This window comes from Pandoraea sp. NE5, assembly GCF_024363545.1.
GTDB classification, from domain to species: domain Bacteria; phylum Pseudomonadota; class Gammaproteobacteria; order Burkholderiales; family Burkholderiaceae; genus Pandoraea; species Pandoraea cepalis.
Genome location: NZ_AP025517.1, coordinates 1,535,945 through 1,559,718, shown reverse-complemented (window position 1 = coordinate 1,559,718; position 23,774 = coordinate 1,535,945). Strand labels below are relative to the sequence as shown.

The window sequence follows — 23,774 nt, the reverse complement described above, 5'->3', positions numbered from 1 at the left end:
AATACGAACGCCGGGCGCGGTGGATTCCGCCTCGCGTACGCGTGTCGTCAACGAGGGGAATGTGACCCGACGAGACGCAACGCCGCCCGGGAGTTGATGATTTCCAGTCTAGGCCCGTCGCCCCGACGGAGCAATTACGACGCCTGTGAGAAGTGTTTCAAAGCATTACGTTTTCTATGGGACGGCACAACGATGGGATCCATCTGACGCTCGATGGTGGCGATGCTGGTCGCTGCCAAGCCTCCACCCGGCAGGGGCACATAGCGATACGTATTAAGGTGCGGTTGCAGCACGAGATCATCGGTGAGGGTCATGAATGAAGTCATTCTCCCCACTCCATCCATATCGGCGTCAGTTTATCCATTGCCGCGAAACCCTCGCAGCTTTCCGCAATGAACCGATGAAAGGGGGTATTGAATTGGCGATTCCCCCGTTTGTGTCATTCGATTGCCCTGTTTACAAAACTCGCCCAAAGCCCCCATCACTTCCCAATACAAAACCGGCTGAAAATCACCCCGAGCAGATCGTCCGACGTGAACTCGCCGGTGATCGTGCTGAGTTGCTCCTGCGCGAGGCGCAACTCCTCGGCGAAGAGATCGAGCGCGCTCGCATTGCGGCGCGCATGTGCGTCCGCCATCTCGATATGGTCGCGGGCCGCGCGCAGTGCCGACAGATGTCGTTCGCGCGCGAGAAACACCCCCTCGTTGCCCGCCTGCCAACCGGCAATCTTGAGCAGCTCCGCGCGCAGCAGATCGATCCCCTGCCCGCCCTTTGCCGATAGCCGCACGCCGAGCGGCGCCGCGCCCTCTTTCGGCAACACCGTCGCCGGCTCGCCCGCCAGATCCGTCTTGTTGTACACACGCACGATGGGCACATGCTTCGGCAATTGCTTCGCGATGATCTGGTCTTCCGGCGTCATGCCGGTGCGCGTGTCGAGCAAATGCAGCACGGCGTCCGCCTTCGCGATCTCGCTCCAGCTACGCGCAATGCCGATGCGCTCGACTTCATCCTCCGTTTCGCGCAAACCCGCCGTGTCGATGATGTGCAGCGGAATGCCGTCGATCTGAATCGTTTGCTGCACCTTGTCGCGTGTGGTCCCGGCGATCGGCGTGACGATGGCCAGCTCCGCACCGGCCAGCGCGTTGAGCAACGACGACTTGCCCACATTCGGCTGCCCCGCCAGTACCACATTGATCCCCTCGCGCAGCAACGCGCCCTGCCGCGCTTGCGACAGCACCCGCGCCAGTTGCGCGCGAATCCGCTCGAGCTGCCCAAAGGCATCGGCTGCCTCCAGAAAGTCGATTTCCTCTTCCGGGAAGTCGAGCGTAGCCTCGACCAGCATGCGCAGATGAATCACCAGATCCACCAGGGAATGAATTTCACGCGAGAACGCGCCGTCGAGCGACCGGCTCGCCGAGCGCGCCGCAGCCTCGGTGCTCGCTTCGATCAGATCGGCCACGGCCTCCGCTTGCGCGAGATCGAGCTTGTCGTTCAGAAACGCGCGATGCGTAAATTCGCCCGGCGTCGCCAGGCGTACGCCCAGTTCTGCCCCTTCATCGAGACACCGCTGCAACAGCAGCTGCAGCACGATCGGTCCGCCGTGACCCTGCAACTCCAGCACGTCCTCGCCCGTGTATGAATTCGGGCCGGGGAAGTACAGCGCGATGCCGCGATCGAGCGCCTCGCCGGTGGCATCGAGAAACGGCAGATACGACGCATGACGCGGCTTGAGCGGCTGCCCGACCAGACGCGCGATCACACGCTGCACGGCGTCGCCGCGATGCTTGCCGAAGGACACCCGCACCACGCCGATTCCGCCGCGTCCGGGGGCGGTGGCAATGGCAGCAATCGGGACGGCGGAGACAGTGGCGCTCATGGCACGGTTCTTTGAAAATCAGAGGCTAATTTTGACATGTACCAAACAAAACCGCCCGCGAGAGACTCGCGGGCGGCTGTGTCAGTCAGACGGTCGGACCGGAATACGTCAGGCCGCCTTCTTTTCCTTCTTGTTGCCGAGCATTCGGTTGATCGACCATTGCTGCGCAATGGACAACGAGTTGTTGACCACGTAGTACAGCACCAGGCCCGAGGGCAGGAAGAGGAACATGAACGAGAAGATGAGCGGCATGAACATCATCATCTTGGCTTGCATCGGATCCGGCGGCGTCGGGTTCAAACGCGTCTGGATGAACATCGACACGGCCATCAGCACCGGCAGGATGTAATACGGATCCTGCGTCGAGAGGTCATGAATCCAGCCCAACCACGGCGCACCGCGCATTTCCACCGACGAGAGCAGCACCCAGTACAAGGCAATGAACACCGGAATCTGGATCACGATCGGAATACAGCCGCCGAACGGATTGACCTTCTCGGTCTTGTACAGCTCCATCAGGGCCGCGTTCATCTTCTGCGGATCGCTCTTGTAGCGTTCGCGCAGTGCCTGCATCCGCGGCGTGATTTCCTTCATGCGCGCCATCGACTTGTAGCTCGCGGCCGACAGCGGGAAGAACACCAGCTTGATGATCACGGTCACGGCAATGATCGCCCAACCCCAGTTGCCGATCAGCCCATGCAGCTTCGAGAGCAGCCAGAACAGCGGCTTGGCGAGGATCGTGAAGTAACCGTAGTCCTTCGTCAGCTCCAGGCCGGGCGCAATCTGCTCGAGCATGTGCTCTTCCTGCGGACCGGCGAACAAGCGCGCATCGACCGTCTCGCTGCCACCGGCCGGAATGCTCGCGAGCGGTTCTTTCACGCCCACGCGATACAGGCCGTTGTCCAGCTTGCCGATGTAGTTGTCGCGCTTGGCGCCTTCCTTCGGAATCCAGGCCGTGGCGAAGTAATGCTGCACCATGCCGATCCAGCCATCGCTCGACTGCTTGACGTACTTCGCCTTGTCCTTGTCGATGTCGCTGAACGTGATCTTCTGGAACTTCTCGTCGCTGCTGTAGACCGTCGGGCCCGTGAACGTGTGCGAGAACTTCGCGCCGCTGATCTCACGGCCGTCGCGCACCAGTTCCATGTACAGCGTCGGCTGAATGGCGGCGTCGGACTTGTTGACGATCGTGTTCGACACGTCGATCACGTAGCTGCCGCGATGGAACGTGTAAGCACGCACCAACTGCAGGCCGCCCTTGACCGGCGATTCGAACTTCACGGTCAGTGTGTCGCCCGTCATCGTGGTCGGGCCCGGCACCTGCGTGAAGATGTCGTTGTGGTTCGGGAAGTCGCCGCCGATCAGACCCGTGCGAGCGTAATACTGCTGGCTCGGCGTGTTGTCGAACAACACCACGTGCTTGTCGGCCTCGGTGGCGTCGGGCCATTGCTTGAGCGCCAGGAACGACACGGTGCCGCCTTGCGCGCTGATGTCGGCGTCATAGACGTCGGTCGTGATGCGGACATTCTGCGCAGCGGCAGCGGCCGGTGCGTTGCCCGGGGCACTCCCCGCCGCGGGCGCCGCGTTGGCACCTTGTGGCAGGTCGTTGGCCGGCGTCGGACTTCCGCCCTTGGCGGCCGGGGCGGAGACCTCGGGCGTCGGGAAGAACAGCGACGAATGGCCATTGGCGCGTTGCCAGTTGTCGAAAAGCATCACGACAGACAGCGCGAAAATGACCCAGAGAACGGTGCGTTTGATGTCCATGCGGTAACTCGTGGTGGACGAAACTCAGGAATGGCCCGGCGCGCGGCGCGTAACTGCCGATGCGGCCGCAGGCCCGGACGAGACCGTCTGTCTGGCTCTCGACGTACCGCTTCCGGCGGCCGTATCGGCGGCGCCTTGGTCGGTGTTATCGGGAGCGTGACAGACGTGTCGAGCCGGCGGTACAGGATCGAAGCCGCCGGGGTGAAACGGATGACAGCGACATAGACGCCGGGCCGCGAGATAAGTGCCGTAACCGGCACCGTGTTCGACGATGGCCTCGCGTGCGTAGTCGGAGCAGCTCGGATGGAAGCGGCAACGGTTTCCCAGCCAGGGACTGATCACCAGCTTGTAACCGCGCAGGAGCAACAACAGCACGCTTCGCATCTCGATTCCGCCTGTCAGTCCGGCCGAAGTGGCCGGTTGGGCGGCGCATGCCCGGGGTCGGGCGCTACCGTGTAGGACTCACTACCTTCTGTCTTGGCGTCGGTCGTGCGGCGCTTGCGGGCGGCTTTCTCTGCCGCGTCGAAGAGCTGCGCGAATTCGGCCTGGCACAGTGTATTCAACACTGGCGCGGCCGCCGCCGTGTACGTTCCCTTGTCGAAGCGCCGGGTCAGTCGCAGCACGAAGTCCCAGCCGGCCAGCGCGGTGCGGCGCTGGCGAAACATCTCGCGCGCCTGACGCTTGATCAGGTTGCGAGTGACCGCGCGGGGCGCGTGCTTCTTACCGACGACAATACCGATGCGGCCCTCATGAGGCGTGGCATCGATATCGACAAGGGCGTCCGGCGCAGACTCGCGCCAACGCATATACAACACGAAGTGCGCGCTGCGGCGCAAAGGACGCAAACTAAAAACGGATGAAAACTCATCCGTTTTGAGAAGTCGCGCAGCTTTGGGAAACCCCATTGCCGGGACTTCGCGCCTTGCGGATTTGACGCGCAAACCGCGGTACGACCGAGAACCGCGATTAGACGGCCAGGCGCTTACGGCCCTTGGCGCGACGAGCGGCGATGACCTTGCGGCCGCCACGGGTCTTCATGCGAACCAGGAAGCCATGGGTGCGCTTGCGGCGCGTCACGGAAGGCTGAAATGTACGTTTCATGATGCACTCACTGTGTGAAAAAATTCCCGCGCAGCAGCATCGTGAAACGCCACATGGACACCGTGAAAACCTGCAAATTCAAGGACTTTCACGCGCGACCCAGCCGTCGGGAGTTGGATAGAATCCGGTTATCTTTCTAACGAACCCGCTATTTAATCGGCTTTTCCGTTGTGTGTCAATAGGTTAGCCATGACACGCGATACGCCGGTACGCGACCGGCACCGTCGCCGGCGGAGATCCGCCAGCCAGCGGCCTTCCGGCGGTCGATGATGGCTGAAATCGCTTGAATCGCTGATTTCTGCCGATAGGGAAACACCTGACGACGAAGATATCCCGGCGGTCGCGGCAAATCGTCGTATTTGCTGGGCATTTATGCAGGGATGGCGCGAAGTCAGGCGGGTTAACGCGGCCCGCCCGCCCGGAGACGCCGGCGCTGTGGGCATTCCTGTGGATAACTCGCTTTGCCAACGCTTTGGCGGTAAAATCCCCCATCATTTTTTTTCCCAGCAGAGTACCGGTGACGCCGCCATGTGGACAGCGCGCCGGGTTTTGTCGTCTGCGCGCGCCGACACCGGCCGTACGCGCGAGGCAAAACCCGAACGCAGCGCCATGGTTCGTGGTTTGCCGGGTGCCTGCAATGCGCCGCCGGTCTGACTCGACCCCGGCCGGTCGTGCCCGTCCGAGCGTTGCTCTGGAACGGGATCGCCGGCTTGGTTTGCGACGTTCTGCCCCCATGTCTGATGTATCGGATAGTGGGTGGCATGAGCGTCGGCCGAACGAGTCGGACGAGCGCCCGCGCCACCTGGATACGCCCTGCATGAATGACTTCTGGCAACACTGCGCGACACGTCTCGAACAAGAGCTGACGCCCCAGCAATTCCGTACCTGGATCAAACCGCTGGCGCCGCTCGACTTCGATGAACAGGCGCGCACGCTCAAGATCGGCGCACCCAATCGCTTCAAGCTCGATTGGGTGAAGAGCCAGTTCTCCGGGCGAATCCAGAGCATGGCGTCGGACTTCTGGAATGCGCCGATCGAAGTAACGTTTGTGCTCGATCCGAAGGCTGGCATGCGCGTGCCTTCGTCGACCCCCGCCCCCCCGCCTGCGCCGAGCGCGGCGCCTGCCCCGGCGCCCGTTGGCGGCGCGCGTGCGAATCCGGCCGTGGCCGCGTCGCAGGCTCCCGCGAACGGCGGTCGTGGCGCCGATTCGGCGTCGCTCGACGGTGAGCGCCCCGATCTGGAAGCGAGCGAGGCCGACGCGGTGCGCCGCAATTGGCGGGTGACGCCGCAAGAGCCGGTGCAATTGGGAGAAGTCGAGTCGATCTACGAGCGCTCGAAGCTCAATCCCGTGCTGACCTTCGACAATTTCGTGACCGGTAAGTCGAATCAGCTCGCGCGCGCCGCGGCGATCCAGGTCGCGAACAATCCCGGCACGTCGTACAACCCGTTGTTCCTTTACGGCGGCGTCGGCCTGGGTAAGACCCACTTAATCCACGCCATCGGCAACCAGTTGCTGGCCGAGAAGCAGAATCCGCGCATCCGGTACATCCATGCCGAGCAGTACGTGTCCGACGTGGTCAAGGCCTACCAGCGCAAGGCATTCGACGAATTCAAGCGCTACTACCACTCGCTCGATCTGTTGCTGATCGACGATATTCAGTTCTTCTCGGGCAAGAGTCGTACGCAGGAAGAATTCTTCTACGCCTTCGAGGCGCTTATCGCGAACCGTGCGCAGGTGATCATCACGAGCGACACGTATCCGAAGGAGATCACCGGCATTGACGACCGGTTGATTTCGCGCTTCGATTCCGGGTTGACGGTGGCCATCGAGCCCCCCGAGCTAGAAATGCGTGTGGCCATTCTCATCAAGAAGGCGCAGGTCGAGGGCGTGGGGCTGTCGGAGGACGTGGCGTTCTTCGTCGGCAAGCATCTGCGCTCGAACGTGCGTGAGCTGGAAGGCGCGCTGCGCAAGATCCTGGCTTACTCGAAGTTCCACGGTCGCGAGATCACCATCGAACTGACGAAGGAAGCGCTGAAAGATCTGCTGACGGTTCAGAATCGTCAGATTTCTGTCGAAAACATCCAAAAGACCGTGGCCGATTTTTACAATATCAAGGTCGCGGACATGTATTCGAAAAAGCGCCCGGCCAATATTGCACGACCGCGGCAGATCGCCATGTATCTGGCGAAGGAGCTGACGCAGAAGAGTCTGCCGGAAATCGGCGAACTGTTTGGCGGGCGCGACCATACGACGGTGCTGCACGCGGTACGCAAGATCGCAGAAGAGCGCAGCAAGGATGCGCAGCTCAATCATGAGTTGCACGTGCTGGAGCAGACGCTCAAGGGGTAAAGCCGGGCGGATGCGCGGGGTGGCGGGCGGGGTCGCCGGCATCCCTGTGGATAAGCGGGGGGCGGTTTGGGGGAAACTGGCGTTTTCGGGCACAATAGCGGGTCGGCGCACAAAGCGTCCCCGGTTCGTCCACAGCGTTTTCCGCCCTGTTATCCCTTCTGCAAGCACTTGATCGATAAGGGAATCTTCGGGTTTTCAGCAGAAACTGGCACCCGTTAACAGTTACTACGAAGGATAAATATGCAATTGGTCAAAACTCAACGAGACAATCTGCTGCGGCCGCTGCAAATTGTGAGTGGCATCGTCGAGCGTCGCCACACGTTGCCGATCCTGGCCAATTTGCTCATTCGCAAGCACGGACAGGACATTTCCTTCCTGTCGACCGACCTTGAGTTGCAGATCACGACCACCGCCGACTGCGGTGCCGGCGCCGATGACGTGGCGACGACCGTGGCGGCACGCAAGCTGCTCGACATTCTGCGCAACATGCCCGACGCCGAAGTGGCGCTGTCGCTCTCGGACAAGCGTCTGACGGTGCAGGCGGGCAAGAGCCGTTTCCAGTTGCAGACGTTGGCGGCGGAAGATTTCCCGACGGTGGCCGAGGCCAAGGACTACGCCGCGAGCTTCTCGCTGCCGCAGCGTGCGTTCCGCCAACTGTTGGGCATGGTGCACTTCGCGATGGCGCAGCAGGACATCCGTTACTACCTGAACGGCATGCTGCTCGTGGTCGAGGGCGAGAAGATCGAAGCGGTCGCAACGGACGGTCACCGTCTGGCGTACTGCAACACGACGATTGCCGGCGAAAAGTTCGCGCGTCAGGAAGTCATCATTCCGCGCAAGACGATTCTCGAATTGCAGCGTTTGCTCGAGGACATCGACGATCCGGTGAAGATCGACGTGGCGCCGAGCCAGGTCAAGTTCTGCTTTGCGAACGTCGAATTGGTATCGAAGCTGGTCGAGGGCAAGTTCCCCGATTTCAATCGCGTGATCCCGAAGGGGTATAACAAGAGCTTCGTCATCAGCCGTGAAGAGTTGCATCGTTCGTTGCAGCGTGCGGCGATCGTCACGTCCGACAAATTCAAGGGTGTGCGTTTCCTGGTCAGCGACAACCTGTTGAAGATCAGCGCGAACAACACGGAAAACGAGGAAGCGCAGGAAGAGATCGAGATCGATTTCACGGGCGAGTCGGTGGATATCGGCTTTAACGTGACGTACCTGCTCGACGTGTTGTCGAACCTCAAGGTCGAACAGGTGAAGGTGAGTCTGGGCGACGCCAATTCGAGCGCGTTGATCACCTTGCCGGACAACGACGAATTCAAGTATGTCGTGATGCCGATGCGCATTTGAGCGGATATTCCGCCGTACGCGCCGTCACATGCGCGAAGGGGCCGAGCGCCCCTTTGGCGTTTCTAGAGAATTATCCTTTTGCGGGATAAGCCGCCTTTGCGGCGCCGATGGCGCGCGGAGGGGGCAGGTCATGAAGCAGTAATTCGTCAGTCAATGACGCAGTAACCGGAAGATTGTCATGAGCGAACAGCAAAAGCAGGCCGATAGCGGCTATGGTGCAGCCTCCATCCAGATCCTTGAAGGTCTGGAGGCTGTGCGCAAGCGTCCCGGCATGTACATTGGCGACACGTCGGACGGCACGGGCCTGCATCACCTGGTATTCGAGGTGTTGGACAACTCGATCGACGAGGCGCTTGCCGGTTACTGCGACGACATCCACGTGATCATTCACGCGGACAATTCGATTTCCGTGACGGACAACGGTCGCGGCATTCCCACGGGGATCAAGTTCGACGACAAGCACGAGCCGAAGCGCAGCGCGGCGGAAATCGTGATGACGGAACTGCACGCGGGCGGCAAGTTCGACCAGAACAGCTACAAGGTGTCGGGCGGTTTGCACGGTGTGGGCGTGTCGTGTGTGAACGCATTGTCCACATACCTGAAGCTCACCGTGCGTCGCGACGGCAAGAAGCACTTCATGGAGTTCCACCAGGGCGTGCCGCAGAACCGCGAGCTTGAGGTGATTGACGGCGTTGAGACGTCGCCGCTGAAGCTGCTGGGCGACACCGACAAGCGTGGCACCGAGGTGCACTTCCTCGCGGACGAAACGATCTTCGGCAAGGTCGAATTTCATTACGACATTCTCGCCAAGCGTATGCGCGAGCTGTCCTTCCTGAACAACGGTGTGCGTATTCGCCTGACGGATCTGCGCACGGGCAAGGAAGACGATTTCGCGTTTGGCGGTGGCGTGAAGGGCTTCGTCGAGTACATCAACAAGACAAAGACCGTCTTGCATCCGACGATCTTCCACGTGACGGGCGAGCGCGACGGTATCGGCGTGGAAGTTGCGATGCAGTGGAACGACAGCTACAACGAGACGGTGCTGTGCTTCACGAACAATATTCCGCAGCGAGATGGCGGCGCGCACTTGACCGGTTTGCGTGCGGCGATGACGCGCGTGATCAACAAGTACATCGACGAGAACGAGCTGGCGAAGAAGGCCAAGGTCGAGACGACTGGCGACGACATGCGCGAGGGTTTGACGTGCGTGTTGTCGGTGAAGGTGCCGGAGCCGAAGTTCTCGTCGCAGACGAAGGACAAGCTGGTGTCGTCGGAAGTGCGTGCGCCGGTGGAAGAGTACGTGGCGAAGGCGCTCGACGAATTCCTGCAGGAGACGCCGAACGACGCGAAGATCATTTGCTCGAAGATCGTTGAAGCGGCGCGGGCGCGCGATGCGGCGCGCAAGGCACGCGAGATGACGCGTCGCAAGGGCGTACTCGACGGTGTGGGTCTGCCTGGCAAGCTGGCGGACTGTCAGGAGAAGGATCCGGCGCTGTGCGAGATCTACGTGGTCGAGGGCGACTCGGCGGGCGGATCGGCGAAGCAGGGGCGCGACCGTAAGTTCCAGGCGATTTTGCCGTTGCGCGGCAAGGTGCTGAACGTTGAGAAGGCGCGTTTCGACAAGCTGATTTCGAGCGAGCAGATCGTGACGCTGATTACCGCGTTGGGTTGCGGCATCGGCAAGGACGATTACAACATCGACAAGCTGCGTTATCACCGCATCATCATCATGACCGATGCTGACGTGGACGGCGCGCACATCCGCACGTTGTTGCTGACGTTCTTCTACCGTCAGGTGCCGGAGCTGATTGAGCGTGGGTATGTGTATATCGCGCAACCGCCGCTGTACAAGGTCAAGCACAACAAGGACGAGCGTTATATCAAGGACGAAGGCGAGCTGGCGCAGTACATGTTGAAGCTGGCGATGAACAATGCCGAGCTGACGCCGTCGACGGGGGCAGCGCCGATTGCTGGCGATGCGCTGGGCGAGTTGACGCGCAGCTACCAGTTGGCCGATGGCGTGATCGATCGTCTGAGCCGGATTTACGAGGCGTCGGTGCTCACCGCGGTGACGGAAGGCGTGGAGATCCAGCTGGACAACGAGGAAGCGGCGAAGCGCACGGCTGCGGCGTTGCAGGCGGCGCTGAGCGACGATCCGTTGGCACCGGAGATCACGATTACGGCGGTGATGGAAGACGTCGAGAATGCGGAACCGGTGGCGGCATTGCGCGTGGAGCGTCGTCATCATGGCAACGTGAAGCTGAGCGTGATCGACCAGGGCTTCCTGCAAACGGCGGACTATGCGCAGTTGCAGAAGACGGCGGAAACGTTCAAGGGCTTGATCGGTGAAGGGGCGACGATTCGACGTGGCGAGAAGTCACAGTCGGTGTCGAACTTCAAGGCGGCGATGAAGTGGCTGATGGCGGATGCGGAGCGCAACGTCTCGAAGCAGCGCTACAAGGGGCTGGGCGAGATGAACGCGGCGCAACTGTGGGACACCACGATGGACCCGACCGTCCGCCGCTTGCTGCGCGTGCAGATCGAAGACGCGATCGCTGCGGATGGGATCTTCACCACGTTGATGGGTGATGATGTTGAACCGCGTCGCGCGTTTATTGAGTCGAATGCGTTGCGGGCTGGGAATATTGATGTTTGATGGTGTTGTAGCCGTAGGGCGCCAGAGTATGTGCGACTGGCGCCACAGTTTTGCGACTAAGCGACGAAATTGTCGCGACTGCCCTAGGTTTGTCGTTGCGAGGTCAATTGTCAGGTTTATGGACTCTTAGTCCGTAGATCGAGTGTTCGAGTCACTCACGCCCCACCAGAGATTCCTGTGGTTGGAAATCAAGCACTTACGCGAAAGCGTTGGTGCTTTTTTTTCGTCCTTGCTCCGGGCGTGGGGCGTCAAAAACTGGCATCGGCCCGCCGCATCGAAGGCGAGACGGACTCCGGCTCATTCGTGCATCGGTCCGATCCCGCCTACGAAATCGGTTGAAGGTCAATATCGCTAGCTTCCGGTTTGCCGACCTACAAGGGGGAGGGGGGCTTGAATGCCCCAAGGTCCGTAAGCTGCATGCACGCCTCAAGAAGTGTTGATTTGTGCACCACACCAAGGAGCTTTCGCGTTGTGGGGTCAACGGCGGGAAGCCGCTCGCCTGGATGCTGAGCGAAGTGCTGGAGTGCATCTGGCAGCGACATGTCCGGCGTGATGATGCCAAGCTCCCGAGTACGGACCAAAGTCGCCACGGCCTGTCCGTGCGACTCTGGGTCATTCTTTAGCGCGGAAGCGATGTCCTGAAACGTCACGACTCCAACATACGCCTTCGCTTCGTCCAAGACGTAGATGTACTTCACCGGATGCGCGAGAAACACTTTCGATGTGTCTTCGAACGTTGCGTCGAGAGTTAAAACTGTTTCAGTCGGACGGATCAATTCGAGCATGCGCGCGGAACGCAGACGAAGCCGGCGGTCGGCATCAAGGCGCCGCTTGGCGACTACTTCATACATCGGCATCTGGGCGCTTGAGCGAGCTACGAAGTACGCAACGACACACGCCAGCATGAGCGGCAAGACCACCGCATAGTTCAGCGTCATTTCGAAGATGATCAGGATCGCCATGAGCGGAGCATGTGTCGAGGCCGCGAGGAAGGCCCCCATGCCTACCATTACGTATGCGGCGGGCGCCGATATGACATCCGGCCATATCGTATGGGCCAGTGAGCTGAAGAGATATCCGAAAGCAGCGCCCATGAACAATGTTGGCGTGAAGACTCCGCCGACAGCACCGGATCCCGTGCTAAGGGCAGTGGCTATTACCTTGAACAAGAGAATCATCAGGACAGTGCTGCATGCCCAATGACTATGTAGCAGCCCGTTAACCACGCTATATCCGTTACCCCAAACTTGGGGCACCCAGATAGAAAGCACCCCAACCCCAAGGCCGCCGAGAGCCAATCGTATCGGCAGCGGAAGGTTCAGACGCTTGAAGCCGCGCTTTGACAACTCCAGCGCCCGTAAGAATAGTGGTGAGAGGACTCCGGAAATCGCCCCCAATAGGAGAAACCACAGTAGCTCGGGGCCCGAGATATTGGGGAACATCGGCATTTCGTAGGCAGGCTCATAGCCAGGCAGTTCCCGCATGACGATGTTTGCGACGACCGCCGCCACGAGAAGCGGGCCCAAAATCTCCATTGCCAAAGTTCCAAACAACAATTCCGTGACAAACAACGTGCCTGCAATTGGGGCGCCGTATGCCGACGAAACGCCTGCGGCCGCACCACAGGCGGCAAGCAACGACAACTGTGTCGACGTGATCCGCAGAAGTCGGCCAAACATTGAGGCAAAAAGTGCAGATAGTTGCACCATGGCTCCTTCGCGGCCTATGGAGCTGCCGGTCGCGATGGATACGAGCGAGGACGTACTCCTCCATAAGCTTTGTTCGACGGGCACCATTCCGCCTCCGACCGAGATGACCTCCATATAGTCACTGACCGCGACTTGTTTTGCGCGACGTTTGGCAATGAGCAGAAGAACGCCCGCAATAAGTCCACCCAGTGCTGGTGTTAAGACTCTCATTGGCCAAGCCATGCCGATAGCCAACTCGACCACATCGACATTGCGACCGCCGAGCATCGTCTCCAAGTACCCGATTGCCTCGCGAAAGGCATACGTCGCGCAAGCGCCAGCCGCGCCGACCGCTGCCGCGCACAAAAGAAGGATCGGTACGCCTAGACGACGAGCTTCGGAATCCACAGGAGAGTTCTAGAGCGAGGGGGCTGCAACCAGGGCTACGCTGAGCTGGTGATCTGCACTTTCTATTCGCAGACCACCGTCAACGTGCGGGGGGACTGTTATCGTTCTGGACGGTCGAGTTGACCACCTGTGTTCTTGAGTTGCAGACCGAAAATGAATGCGAGAACCGCGATAATCGTGAGGTAAAGCCCTGGAGCAGCGGCGTTACTCGTAGCCTTCATGAGACCGGTGATGGCCACGGGCGTCAGGCCGGTAAAGATCACCGTACTCAGGTTGAGTGACAGCGCGATGCCGCTGAACCGAACGCGGGTCGGAAACAGATCTGCAAGGATGCAGGCGTATGCACCGACTGCGATGCCTCCGCAAAGTCCCATGAGAACAACCGCAAGCCAAATGTCGACGACACCCGAGACCAAGCCCAGATAAAGCGGGTAACTCCCGGCGACCAGAATACTTGTACCTACCCGGTGGACGATTCGTCGAGGTACGTGGTCACACGCCCAACCCGAAAGCAATATCGACACGGAAAGACAGGCAATACCGAGGTTCTGCGCTGCACCAACGACGCTGGGAGCGTAATGCAACGTATTAACTGCAAAGTTTGGGAAGAATACGAACAGCATGATGTTGGACGCATTCACCACACTCGAGATGCCGACACCAACAAGCAGCGCTTTGCCATGGCCAGTAATCAGTTCGCGAAATGGCATCTTGGAAACGTGGGTGCGCATGCAAGCGAATTCTTTGGTTTCCTCGAGCGATCGGCGCAAAAAATAACTGAGCAAGCCGATTAGTCCGCCCAGGCAAAAGGCCAGTCGCCATCCGTACGAATAGACGTCTTCGGTGCTCAGTGACGATTGAATAGCCAGGTTGGTCATCGTTGCGACGAAGATTCCGCTGTTGAGGAAGAAAAGCACCAGCCCACTGACGAATCCCGCACGTCGCGGTGCCTCTTCGACCACGTAAGTGATTGCACATGGCAGCTCGCCAGCAAGGAAGAATCCCTGCGCAAGTCTCAACAGCACCAGCAGGATGGGCGCAGCGATACCAATCGCCGCGTAGCTGGGTAGCAGGCCAATTCCTATGGTCGACGCGGACATCGCTAGCACCGACACCAAGAACACGTGCTTACGCCCGTGCCGATCTCCCAAGCTGCTCAGGACAATAGCCCCAACAGGCCGGGAAAGGTACCCGACTGCAAAAACGCCAAATGAGCTGATTAACGCGACAACGGGGTCGAATGCGGGGAAAAACTGAGAGGCAATTTCTCGGGCAAAGACCCCATATACGATGAAGTCATACATCTCCAGGGAACTGCCGAGGCTTGCCAAAAGTACGGTCTTCCACTTTCGAAGCGAAAATGCGACCCGCTGTGGAGCGGTGCTTGTAGTAAGCATTACTCTGTCTCCTGTAATTTTATTGTGGCGCTACAACGCCGTCGTTGTCGCCGGCGCCATGGGAACCTTCTAGTGGCGCGGGACCGGGGTTGCGCCCGGGGTGCCGGTTTTCAATGCGGCTTCTCGTCCACCGAATTTCTCGATCAACGCATTTTGGTCGCGCTTGGCATCTGCATCGACTGCCTCTGGATCAACCAGCGCCTTTAGCTGAGCCTCGTAGCTCGCTACGATTGGCAGGTACGCTGGGAGATCTGCCACGTTGTTCGCTTCAGCGGGGTCAAGCGCCAGGTCAAATAGTTCGGGCTCGTGCCCAACGTAGTAGTGATACTTGTGTTTGCTGGTCGCCAACATATATGCCGCGGACTCAGACCCAACAGCGTGGTATTCGCTCAGTACACACCTATCCGGCTCATCCGGCGCCTTGGCCATCTCTGCAATAGACTTACCGCGCGACTCACTGTCACTCGGAAGCCCCACCAGATCGAGTACGGTGTTCTGAACGTCAATGAGTGACACGGGCGTATCACAGATTCGATTCTCGGGAATGCCTGGACCAGAGATGATCATCGGAATACCGGTGGACTCCCGGTACATGAGGCACTTGTTCCACATGCCCCGTGAGCCTAGGTTCTCTCCGTGGTCACTACTGTAGATGACCGTTGTCGTTTCATCTAAACCAAGCCGTTGCAGCGCGTCGAGCACCTTCCCGACGTTATCATCGAGGAACGTCACCAACCCCAGGTAGGAAGCAATCGCTAAACGACGTTTCTCATCGGTTCCGAAAGCAAGGTCGTGATCCATGTACCGTGCTTGGCGCTCGACCCAAGGATGCCGCGTGTATCCGCGGTCGGGGTGTAATGCCGGCAGGTCTATGGCGTTTGTGGGGTACAGGTCCAGATAGCGTTGCGGGACGATAAGCGGAAAATGCGGTGCAACGAACCCAATGAATAGGGCCCAAGGCGCTTCGGTGCGACCATTTTCCCCAAGCCATCGCATAGCATGCTCGGCCACGCGCTCGTCAAAGGCGTTGTAGGGGGAATAGCCCGCCCCAATTTGATCGTATAGCGGCGATCGCCCCATCGATTCAGGCAACGGATCGCGGACAGAACCCCAAACCTGGCCGATCCCAGCCATGATGTGTGCAGGGGAGATCTGACGGCGAAATCCTGCGGGGCTGGTTTCGCTGCGGTAATGGAGCTTTCCGATAGCGTCAGCTACCAAACCTGCCTGGGTTAGCCGATGCGCCCACCCCTCGGGGCGACCGTCGTAGGCTATCGCATTGTCCCAAGACCGGATTTCGTGAACGGAGCGGCCAGTGGCCAAACTCGCGCGAGCCGGGACGCAAATCGGCGACGGGGTATACGCATTGCCGAAACGCGTTCCTCGTCGCGCCAGCTTGTCTATGTTCGGCGTCTGGACATTGGGGTGGCCAGCACACCCCATCATGCCAAATTGATGTTCATCGGACAGGATGAACAACACGTTAGATCGCTTCATCAAGATCACTTAGTTCGTTGTGGAGAAGGGCACAGGCCCACACGCACAGGTTGGTTCTTGAGAGCGATTCGTGCAAGTTACGTTTTTTTAAATTTCCATAACTCCATGGTTATTTATCGGGGGCTCGCTTGCGTAAGCGCTCCCGCTTCCTCAAAGCATCGCTGCATCAGTTCAATGACCGGGCTCAATCGATTTCGCCGCCTGGTCAACAATACTTGAGACGGCAGGTTCGACATTAAAAGCGGCAGTACAGCAAGACTTCCTGCCTCGACGCTTCTCCGAGCATGGGACTCCGGAAGCAATCCAAGCAGCGCCCCGCCCTCGAGCAGGCTGGTGTACGCAAGCAGGGACGTAGAGCGGACACACCCTTGAGGCAACGACAGTTTGTGCCGAGTGAGCGTTTGGGCAAGCCCCTTGTCCAATGCCGAGCCGGCTGGTGCGAGTATCCACGGCATGTCCGACAAGTCCTTCCAGTCCAAACTCCGCCGAAATGCCAATGGATGCTCCCGACTGACCACGACAACGATGGGGTCCTTGCAAATCCGCACTTGCTCAAACTCTTGTTGATCTGGAGGAGGTGTCCTGGACACTACCAGATCAAGTTCACCGTCGAGCAGCATGGGAAACATGCGGTCCGTCGTACTCTCGATTAATGCGACTTCTGCGTTTGGCGCATGTCGTTGGAACGATGAGATCGCCGCAGGTGCCAGCACGGCCGTCGTTGTTCCGACCGCGCCCACCATCACCCGGCCCGCGACACCCGAAGCCAGGGCATCCAACTCAGTTCTTGCCTGTTCCAAATGATGAAGAATCTCCCGTCCATGCGTGACCAGTGATTCACCTGCAGCCGTGAATCGTAGACGTCTGCCAACCCTTTGCACGAGCGGCATTTCCAATGCGGCCTCCATCTCGGCGATCTGCTTTGATATGGCAGGCTGAGTCACGTGAAAGGCCTCCGCCACTTTTCGCACCTGTCCCACTTGCGACAATCTCACGAGGATGCGCAGTTGTTGCAACTTGAGGCCCGCCCGGAAGAAGCGATCAATCGCAGTCGGTTGGGAGGCATTACCAGCGGGGATATTCATGACATGACCATCCGGTTATGAATCTGCAAAATTTTGTCAATTTTCAGTTATTGCAAAAAAAATCATAGTCTTTCGCACTTAGCGGCACAAGCGCACCTCGGAACTCTCGGTGGACGGGGAATAGCGCAGTGCAAGAATTAAAAAAGCGGAGACATCAGCATGAAAAAGCTCGCTCTCGCCGCCGCGCTTTGCGGTGCATCCCACATTGCGCTCGCCCAGAGCTCAGTTCAGCTCTACGGCATTGTGGATACAGGCGTCGAATATCTGACTAACGTAGGCGTGTCTGGTAAAAGTCTTGTCCGAACAAGTCAGTTGACCGGACAAATGCCTTCCCGGTGGGGGTTAACTGGAAGTGAGGATCTTGGCGGCGGGACTAAGGCGGTCTTTCGACTCGAGAACGGATTTTCCGTGACGAATGGCCAACTCGGACAGGGCGGGCGCATGTTTGGACGAGCAGCGTATGTCGGGTTGAGTAGTCAATTGGGCACACTCACCATCGGACGTCAGCCGGAGATGGTATGGACTGCATTGCTCCAAGCCGACAATATCGGGGCCGCCGCTTTTTCCCTCGTGTCATTCGACCCGTTTCTGTCTGCGGCACGGGAAGACAGTTCAATCGCTTACGTCAATAGGATCGGCGATTTCAAGGTGGGCGCAACGTTCAGTCTTGGACGTGACGCGCTTGCTGGCTGTAGCGGGCAGGCAGCCGGCCAAGGTGTGTCCTGCCATGCCTGGTCTGGAATGCTTCAGTACAACGGCCAGGACTGGGGGACATCCGTTGCATACGACGAACAACGAGGCGGGGAGACGTCGAACGTCACGCTTATTCCGAGCCAATCGGCGATAGCGTTCACGTCCGCCTCCGATAAGGATTCTCGCCTGCTTTTCGATGGTTTCGCAAAATTTGGTGATCTTCGCTTAGGAGCAGGATGGCTCTATCGCCGGCTCCGAGCGGATAGGCAATCGCTTCAAACGAACCTCTTTTTCGTTGGTGCGCGCTACACGGTAACAGCCTCGACCATGCTCGATGGTCAATGGGTGGCATTCCGCAGCTCCGTCAATGGCGTGAGCGGAAATCTTGCGATCGCGCGCGTTACCTATTCATTCTCAAAGCGCACTGCGGTATACGCGGTCGCAGCGCATGTGTTCAACGGAAGCGTGTCCACGTTTTCGGTGTCCTCCAGCTCTCCTACCCCGGCAGCGCCTATCGCCGGTCGTGGCCAAACGGGCATGATGGTTGGCGTTCGAGAAACGTTCTAAGTAGTCGGTGAGGCGTAATTCCCCCAACCTCAATTGAAAGAGCATCGACGCGATGATTCTCGAAATTCGTACCTACAAGTGCAAAGTTGGCACGGTTGCAGCATTCCTCGACTCGTATGAACGGGAGGGCCTGCCGCTGCAGGTCCAATACCTTGGCGAGCCTATTGGATTTTTCGTCAGCGACGTTGGGCCCCTAAACGAAGTGGTGCATCTGTGGCGATTCGACAGCTTTGCGGACCGCGAGGCTCGACGGGACGAGTTGGGCAAGGACGAGCACTGGCGGGAATTTCTGCGCGCAGCCGCGTCGGCCGGATATCTGCTATCGCAGGAAAACGCTATTTATCGCCCAACAAAATTTTCGAAGTTGCGTTGAGCGGTGACAAGTATTTCTGCGCGGGGTTGTAGCATTGGGTCATATTATTTCGTGAGTCGATTTCAGCTATCGCCCGACGAGCGTCTCGAAAATGCAGTAGCGCCTCAGCGCTGAGCTGGATTCCAATGGTTCAGCGAACACCCTGTTTTGTGTGTCGGGATGCGCTTTCTTCAACCAGAGAAGCCAACTTTTCAATCGAAGGAGCGCTTTCCCGGCCTTGACGCAAGAGGAGGCTGACCGGTGCGAGCGGAGGAGCTAGGTTGCTTCGGACGACTTCAATTACGTTCTGTTCCTGCAACCTCAGCGCGTCCGTTGCCGGAAGTACGCCAAAAAGTCCTCCAGTAATGACGTAATACCGCGATTGTTCGAGTGTCTGGCATTCGACAGCCGCACGCGGCCCGGTCAACTTGTTGCGCACGAACGCCAGGTCAACAGCAAGCCGCGACAGCGACCCGCGTGGCGGCAGTACCCATTGCTGCCGAGCGAGCTCAACCCAAGGCATCGGGCGCTTAGGCGGTACGTTGGCTCCGGCCTGCACGACAGCAGAGAATGGTTCGTTATAGATTGCCTTTGCAGATAGGCCGTCGATGTCCGCATCAGATGTGACCCGGGCGAGCGCCATGTCGAGTTCCCCTCGTCGCAGCGCGTCGATTAGCGCGTCCGAGCGTGCCTCAACAACTGAAATGCACACGTTCGGGTAGACATCCCGCAACGCGGTGCAGGCTTGGGCGCAAATCTCTGCCGGTACCGACGGAATGTGGCCGAGTCGTACCATTCCCGACTCTCCGCGTGTCAGCGACTCCACGTGAGCTTTCGCTTCAGCAAGGTCCGCCAGAACAAGACGTACATACCTGAGCAGCGCCTGTCCGTACGCGGTCGGCTCTGTGCCCATCTTGCCCCGCTCGAAAAGACGGGCTTTGAACATCTCTTCCATTTCCTGAACGAGCTTCGTGGCGCCTGGTTGCGTCATGTGACTCAGTTCGGCGGCACGGCTAATTGCTGCTGTATCGCAAAGATTGCGATACAGCAGCAGGTGTCTCAGCTTCAGTCTGCTCAACGCCGCCCAGTCGAAATCATCTCGAGGCAGGGCATTTTCATCGGTGGAGGTCATATTGTTTTGTGATGGATAATGCGAAAATTGTTATTTTACGTTGATGGATGTCATACGTAGACTGGAGAAACAAAATAGGAGATGCAAATGGCTGGCGAGACTTCTGCAGGACGGCGCCCAAATATTCTTCTGATTACGTCGGACCAACACCGTGGTGATGCATTTGGGTTCGAGGGGCGCAAGGTGAAGACGCCCAATCTCGACAGACTTGCCGCCGCGGGCTCGCGCTTCTCGACATGTATCACCCCGAATGTCGTGTGCCAACCAGCTCGAGCGTCCATACTTACAGGATTGCTGCCATTGACGCACGGCGTCTCGGACAATGGCATCGACTTGCCTGCTGAAGCGGCCGCATTAGGCTTTGCCGAGCAGCTATCAAACTCTGGCTACCATACGAGTTTCATCGGGAAGGCCCACTTCAGCAGCTACTCAACCTTCAAGCCAACCGGGTCGCCGGAATGCATTGAGAGCTCGGCGGACTATCCCGATGATTGGAACGGACCGTACATGGGCTTTAAGCATGTCGAGCTGATGCTAATCGGGCACAACTATTTCCTTCCCGAGACACCCCCGCGAGGTTTGCATTACGAGCGTTGGTACCACCGCGACGGTGCAGGAGAATTAAGGAACGCTCAATACCTCGAGCGGCTGCCGCCGCAAGTCACCGCACCACAAACATTTAATTCAGGGCTTCCGCTGGAGTGGCACAACTCCACCTGGGTTGGTGACAGAACGATTGAATATTTGCGCTCTAAAAGCGCGTCGGACGAGCAGCCCTTCTGCGCCTGGGTATCGTTCCCGGACCCTCACCACCCTTTCGATGCGCCGCTGCCATTCAGCCGTCTTCATCATCCCGACGACGTAGACCTTCCTCCCCATCGACAACGCGACTTCGAGAACCGACCGTGGTGGCATCGCGCGAGCGTCGAGTCTACTCCTCAGGCGCCAGAGCATATCCGTCGGATTCGGGAGGAGTATTCCCGCATTGGGGAAGTGTCTGACCAGCAGCTACGAGAACTCATAGCGAACTACTATGGAATGATTTCCCTTGTCGACGACAACGTTGGTCGAATACTCGATACGCTGCAGCAACAGGGCCTCGCAGACAACACTATCGTGGTCTTCACCAGTGACCATGGAGAGTGGCTCGGTGACCACGGCCTGGTTCTCAAGGGACCGATGATGTATGACGGTGTTCTGCGCGTTGGGCTGATCATGCGTGGCCCTGGAATTCCGACAGGGAACGTGATTGCCAGCCCTGTGTCGACAATCGACCTGGGAGCAACTTTCCTTGACTATGCGGGGGCCCCCTATGTTCCGCATACACACGGGAGGAGTCTGCGGCCGCTTATTGACGGGAGCGCGTCAAGACAGTTCGCGCTCAACGAGTGGGACTTACGCGCAGGACGATGCGGTGTTGCGCTCAACCTGCGAACCGTCCGCACGGGAAGGTATCGCATGACCGTGGAGCGAAACTCCGGCGCTGGCGAACTCTACGACTTTCAGGAAGACCCGTTCGAACAAGTAAATCTTTTTGACAACCCTTCCGCAAGGAAGGTCAGGGTTGAACTTGAGGCCATGCTTTCCACGCGCCCACGAGACGAGATTCCGCCCCTTCCACAGTCAGGCACGGCTTGACCAAAAGACAAAAGAACTCCGGAGACGAAAAAATGCAGACACTGAACCCGCCGATTGCTAAGAAGGGCAAGCGGAGCGTAGGGAAGCAATGGAAAACCGTCATTCTTGCGAGTCTTGGTGGCGCGCTGGAAATCTACGATTTCATCATCTACGGCATCTTTGCGAAGGAGATTGCGTCTCAGTTCTTCCCGTCTGCAGACCCACTTGTTTCACTGATTAGTGCGTTCGGAGTTTTCGCCATCGGATACCTTTCGCGTCCCCTCGGAGGCATCCTGTTGGGCAGCCTTGGGGACCGCTATGGGCGACGCGCTATTTTCATCGTCTCGATCTTAGCGATGTCAACATCTACGATGTGCATTGGGCTGCTGCCAAGCTACGCGACAATCGGCATTCTTGCACCGCTAATGTTGATGATTTTTCGTCTTGTGCAAGGGTTTTTCCTTGGTGGAGAGGTGGCGTGCTCGATTACGTATGTTGTTGAAGAGGTGCCCGAGCGCGCAAGCATACTGACCGGCTTGGTCATCTTCTGTCTGACTTCGGGCGTGCTTGTCGCTGCTATGATTAGCCTCGGCATTCATACGTTTCTGCAACCTGCCAACATTAGCGCCTTCGGCTGGCGAATCGCGTTCGTGCTGGGAGGGTTGCTCGGATTCCTTTCCTATTTCCTTCGGCAGTCCCTCGAGGAGTCGGCAGAGTATAAAAGCATCAAAGGCAGTATTACGCGTCAGCCATTCCGCGAGGTGCTCAAGCATTATCCAAAGCACGTTCTGGCAGGTGTAGGCATAACATCGATTGCAAACGCATCGAACACGATTCTCTTCGTGGTACTTCCGTCATACCTGACCGGCGTTCTGGGATACCGAGGTGATACGGTTAGCGTTGGGCAGAATATTGGCATCGCGTGTATGGCATTGTCGCTCATCATATTTGCGTGGCTCGGACAGACAATGCGGCCCGCTATCATTCATCGCATCGGCACACTTGCGATGTGCGTCATCAGCTATCCCCTGTATTTGAAGCTGGTAGGTCATGAGATAAACCTAGCGCTGGCCTTCGCACTCGTCGGCGCCGTCGCCGGAACCTTCAACGGGACGTATGCATATCTGGTTGCCGACCTTTTTCCGACCAAAGTCCGTTTCAGCGGTGTCGCTCTCTCGTTGAATCTGTCGAACATTGCGTTCGCGGGAATCACGCCGCTCCTAATCACTAACGTCATTAAGCTCACCAACAACACTGCGACGCCAGGCCTGTACATGGCGGCAGTGGCCGCAATTTCCGTCGCTCTCGGGCTGGCATTGCGAGGATGCGGCGGCAATGTTCCGCAGCGAAAATCAGAGGTCGCACGCGTCTGAATTTCCTCGGTTCCGTATGGCGCAGGGTAGCTCGCCGCCGAAGTCCCAAGCGTCGGAGGAATTCGGTCTTGCTGTTCACCCGCCGGGTCTTTCCATCGCTGCGCCCAGTAATGGCATCTGCTAGTAACAGCACGCGGATGCGACGAGATCCGACGGTCGGAGATTGACCTGGCACGACGGGTTATCAGGTTGCTGGATATCAAAAACGATACCGCGCGAACAGTTCCACTGAACAAAAGGGGGCGAGCCGTCATTCGCACAGGCATCGAACACGAAGTCGTAGCACCACACCGAGTTGCGCGCCGCCGGCGCATACGGCCTTGGTCGACTGCCGGCGATGCGGCGCTTCTTCGGCACTTGCAGGCCCGCCTTGGCCCAAAGCCAGGTACACTGATCGCGGCCGATGTCGACGCCTTTGCGCCGAAGCAGCACGCGGACGCGACGAGAGCCGAAGCGCGGGTGATGTCGCGACAACGTCCGCATAGCCTCGATCATCGGCGCATTCTTGCTTGGCATCTTCAATGCATCGCTCCAGCTTGAACGGCTGACCTGCATCAGCGCACACGCTCGTCTTTGACTCAAACCCCGTGTCAACGTGAACCGGGCTGTGCGCTCACCACCTTTTTTCCGCCGATCTCCCTCATGATCTCAATCTCAAGATCGCGCTCAGCCACCATCTTCTTTAACCGCGCGTTCTCGGCCTCAAGCGTCTTGAGTCGCTTGATGTCATCGCTGACCATCTCGCCGAACCGTTTGCGCCAGACGTAAATCGACGCTTCGCTCACGCCATTGCGCTTGGCCACCTCGGGGATCGTATGTCGATCTGCTTCGCGCAGAATTCGCTCCATCTACTTATCACTGTACCGGTTCT

General features: G+C 58.6%; 19 protein-coding genes and 1 pseudogene. 7 read left to right on the top strand and 13 right to left on the bottom strand.

Annotated features, from left to right (window positions below):
* Nucleotides 1-134 precede the first annotated feature (134 nt).
* From PanNE5_RS07155 to rpmH, 6 genes and pseudogenes are all read right to left on the bottom strand, one after another.
* Entirely contained in the window at nt 135-314 is a 180-nt protein-coding gene (locus tag PanNE5_RS07155) for a hypothetical protein (RefSeq protein WP_026131941.1), read from the bottom strand.
* A 167-nt stretch (nt 315-481) separates the two neighbouring features.
* The gene (gene mnmE, locus PanNE5_RS07150) at nt 482-1,876 is read right to left on the bottom strand and encodes a tRNA uridine-5-carboxymethylaminomethyl(34) synthesis GTPase MnmE (protein WP_261939531.1); all 1,395 of its coding nucleotides are present in this window, start codon (nt 1,874-1,876) and stop codon (nt 482-484) included.
* Between the two features lie 108 nt (nt 1,877-1,984).
* Nucleotides 1,985-3,640 (bottom strand): membrane protein insertase YidC, encoded by a 1,656-nt coding sequence (gene yidC, locus PanNE5_RS07145; protein WP_017233885.1) that lies wholly within the window; start codon nt 3,638-3,640, stop codon nt 1,985-1,987.
* Between the two features lie 174 nt (nt 3,641-3,814).
* A pseudogene (gene yidD / locus PanNE5_RS22930) lies at nt 3,815-4,024 on the bottom strand (membrane protein insertion efficiency factor YidD); the annotation flags it as partial.
* A 14-nt stretch (nt 4,025-4,038) separates the two neighbouring features.
* Complete coding sequence (rnpA, locus tag PanNE5_RS07135; RefSeq protein WP_083902298.1) at nt 4,039-4,545, bottom strand: ribonuclease P protein component; 507 nt, start codon at nt 4,543-4,545, stop codon at nt 4,039-4,041.
* 61 nt (nt 4,546-4,606) lie between these two features.
* Nucleotides 4,607-4,741, bottom strand: coding sequence for a 50S ribosomal protein L34 (gene rpmH / locus PanNE5_RS07130; RefSeq protein ID WP_010806664.1), 135 nt, complete (start codon nt 4,739-4,741; stop codon nt 4,607-4,609).
* A gap of 817 nt (nt 4,742-5,558) precedes the next feature.
* Between rpmH and dnaA the strand changes: the two genes are divergently transcribed.
* The 3 genes from dnaA to gyrB all read left to right on the top strand — a co-directional run bounded on the left by dnaA (nt 5,559) and on the right by gyrB (nt 11,094).
* Complete coding sequence (dnaA, locus tag PanNE5_RS07125) at nt 5,559-7,091, top strand: chromosomal replication initiator protein DnaA (RefSeq protein ID WP_261939530.1); 1,533 nt, start codon at nt 5,559-5,561, stop codon at nt 7,089-7,091.
* A gap of 240 nt (nt 7,092-7,331) precedes the next feature.
* Complete coding sequence (dnaN, locus tag PanNE5_RS07120; RefSeq protein WP_017232945.1) at nt 7,332-8,438, top strand: DNA polymerase III subunit beta; 1,107 nt, start codon at nt 7,332-7,334, stop codon at nt 8,436-8,438.
* A 178-nt stretch (nt 8,439-8,616) separates the two neighbouring features.
* Nucleotides 8,617-11,094 (top strand): DNA topoisomerase (ATP-hydrolyzing) subunit B, encoded by a 2,478-nt coding sequence (gyrB, locus tag PanNE5_RS07115; RefSeq protein WP_017232946.1) that lies wholly within the window; start codon nt 8,617-8,619, stop codon nt 11,092-11,094.
* Nucleotides 11,095-11,465: 371 nt separating this feature from the next.
* On the opposite strand, the gene PanNE5_RS07110 is transcribed toward gyrB, so the two are convergent.
* The 4 genes from PanNE5_RS07110 to PanNE5_RS07095 form a co-directional block, all read right to left on the bottom strand.
* On the bottom strand, nt 11,466-13,190 hold the full coding sequence (locus PanNE5_RS07110) for a ClcB-like voltage-gated chloride channel protein (RefSeq protein ID WP_410007563.1): 1,725 nt from the start codon (nt 13,188-13,190) through the stop codon (nt 11,466-11,468).
* Between the two features lie 98 nt (nt 13,191-13,288).
* On the bottom strand, nt 13,289-14,587 hold the full coding sequence (locus tag PanNE5_RS07105; RefSeq protein ID WP_261939529.1) for an MFS transporter: 1,299 nt from the start codon (nt 14,585-14,587) through the stop codon (nt 13,289-13,291).
* Nucleotides 14,588-14,656: 69 nt separating this feature from the next.
* Complete coding sequence (locus tag PanNE5_RS07100; protein WP_261939528.1) at nt 14,657-16,069, bottom strand: sulfatase-like hydrolase/transferase; 1,413 nt, start codon at nt 16,067-16,069, stop codon at nt 14,657-14,659.
* Nucleotides 16,070-16,197: 128 nt separating this feature from the next.
* Complete coding sequence (locus PanNE5_RS07095; protein WP_261939527.1) at nt 16,198-17,169, bottom strand: LysR family transcriptional regulator; 972 nt, start codon at nt 17,167-17,169, stop codon at nt 16,198-16,200.
* Nucleotides 17,170-17,328: 159 nt separating this feature from the next.
* On the opposite strand from PanNE5_RS07095, the gene PanNE5_RS07090 reads away from it, so the two are divergent.
* Nucleotides 17,329-18,429 (top strand): porin, encoded by a 1,101-nt coding sequence (locus PanNE5_RS07090; protein WP_261939526.1) that lies wholly within the window; start codon nt 17,329-17,331, stop codon nt 18,427-18,429.
* A 52-nt stretch (nt 18,430-18,481) separates the two neighbouring features.
* Nucleotides 18,482-18,802, top strand: coding sequence for an NIPSNAP family protein (locus PanNE5_RS07085; protein ID WP_261939525.1), 321 nt, complete (start codon nt 18,482-18,484; stop codon nt 18,800-18,802).
* A 130-nt stretch (nt 18,803-18,932) separates the two neighbouring features.
* On the opposite strand, the gene PanNE5_RS07080 is transcribed toward PanNE5_RS07085, so the two are convergent.
* The gene (locus tag PanNE5_RS07080) at nt 18,933-19,913 is read right to left on the bottom strand and encodes a LysR substrate-binding domain-containing protein (protein ID WP_261939524.1); all 981 of its coding nucleotides are present in this window, start codon (nt 19,911-19,913) and stop codon (nt 18,933-18,935) included.
* A gap of 87 nt (nt 19,914-20,000) precedes the next feature.
* Here PanNE5_RS07080 and PanNE5_RS07075 point away from each other — a divergent pair, with 87 nt between their 5' ends.
* A complete protein-coding gene (locus tag PanNE5_RS07075; RefSeq protein WP_261939523.1) occupies nt 20,001-21,551 on the top strand; it encodes a sulfatase in 1,551 nt (516 codons plus the stop codon).
* A gap of 32 nt (nt 21,552-21,583) precedes the next feature.
* Nucleotides 21,584-22,903, top strand: a complete 1,320-nt coding sequence (locus PanNE5_RS07070; protein WP_261939522.1) for an MFS transporter — start codon at nt 21,584-21,586, stop codon at nt 22,901-22,903.
* 120 nt (nt 22,904-23,023) lie between these two features.
* Here the strand turns inward: PanNE5_RS07070 and PanNE5_RS07065 are convergent, their stop codons facing one another.
* On the bottom strand, nt 23,024-23,458 hold the full coding sequence (locus tag PanNE5_RS07065; RefSeq protein WP_261939521.1) for a hypothetical protein: 435 nt from the start codon (nt 23,456-23,458) through the stop codon (nt 23,024-23,026).
* Nucleotides 23,459-23,493: 35 nt separating this feature from the next.
* Nucleotides 23,494-23,751, bottom strand: a complete 258-nt coding sequence (locus PanNE5_RS07060) for a transposase (protein ID WP_261939520.1) — start codon at nt 23,749-23,751, stop codon at nt 23,494-23,496.
* Nucleotides 23,752-23,774 lie beyond the last annotated feature (23 nt).

What these genes read in the sequence shown, in the direction of transcription:
- PanNE5_RS07155 (WP_026131941.1), bottom strand. Translation starts at nt 314, where the DNA reads ATGACCCTCACCGATGATCTCGTGCTGCAACCGCACCTTAATACGTAT.
- mnmE (WP_261939531.1), bottom strand. Translation starts at nt 1,876, where the DNA reads ATGAGCGCCACTGTCTCCGCCGTCCCGATTGCTGCCATTGCCACCGCC.
- yidC (WP_017233885.1), bottom strand. Translation starts at nt 3,640, where the DNA reads ATGGACATCAAACGCACCGTTCTCTGGGTCATTTTCGCGCTGTCTGTC.
- rnpA (WP_083902298.1), bottom strand. Translation starts at nt 4,545, where the DNA reads ATGGGGTTTCCCAAAGCTGCGCGACTTCTCAAAACGGATGAGTTTTCA.
- rpmH (WP_010806664.1), bottom strand. Translation starts at nt 4,741, where the DNA reads ATGAAACGTACATTTCAGCCTTCCGTGACGCGCCGCAAGCGCACCCAT.
- dnaA (WP_261939530.1), top strand. Translation starts at nt 5,559, where the DNA reads ATGAATGACTTCTGGCAACACTGCGCGACACGTCTCGAACAAGAGCTG.
- dnaN (WP_017232945.1), top strand. Translation starts at nt 7,332, where the DNA reads ATGCAATTGGTCAAAACTCAACGAGACAATCTGCTGCGGCCGCTGCAA.
- gyrB (WP_017232946.1), top strand. Translation starts at nt 8,617, where the DNA reads ATGAGCGAACAGCAAAAGCAGGCCGATAGCGGCTATGGTGCAGCCTCC.
- PanNE5_RS07105 (WP_261939529.1), bottom strand. Translation starts at nt 14,587, where the DNA reads ATGCTTACTACAAGCACCGCTCCACAGCGGGTCGCATTTTCGCTTCGA.
- PanNE5_RS07095 (WP_261939527.1), bottom strand. Translation starts at nt 17,169, where the DNA reads ATGAATATCCCCGCTGGTAATGCCTCCCAACCGACTGCGATTGATCGC.
- PanNE5_RS07090 (WP_261939526.1), top strand. Translation starts at nt 17,329, where the DNA reads ATGAAAAAGCTCGCTCTCGCCGCCGCGCTTTGCGGTGCATCCCACATT.
- PanNE5_RS07085 (WP_261939525.1), top strand. Translation starts at nt 18,482, where the DNA reads ATGATTCTCGAAATTCGTACCTACAAGTGCAAAGTTGGCACGGTTGCA.
- PanNE5_RS07080 (WP_261939524.1), bottom strand. Translation starts at nt 19,913, where the DNA reads ATGACCTCCACCGATGAAAATGCCCTGCCTCGAGATGATTTCGACTGG.
- PanNE5_RS07075 (WP_261939523.1), top strand. Translation starts at nt 20,001, where the DNA reads ATGGCTGGCGAGACTTCTGCAGGACGGCGCCCAAATATTCTTCTGATT.
- PanNE5_RS07070 (WP_261939522.1), top strand. Translation starts at nt 21,584, where the DNA reads ATGCAGACACTGAACCCGCCGATTGCTAAGAAGGGCAAGCGGAGCGTA.
- PanNE5_RS07065 (WP_261939521.1), bottom strand. Translation starts at nt 23,458, where the DNA reads ATGCAGGTCAGCCGTTCAAGCTGGAGCGATGCATTGAAGATGCCAAGC.
- PanNE5_RS07060 (WP_261939520.1), bottom strand. Translation starts at nt 23,751, where the DNA reads ATGGAGCGAATTCTGCGCGAAGCAGATCGACATACGATCCCCGAGGTG.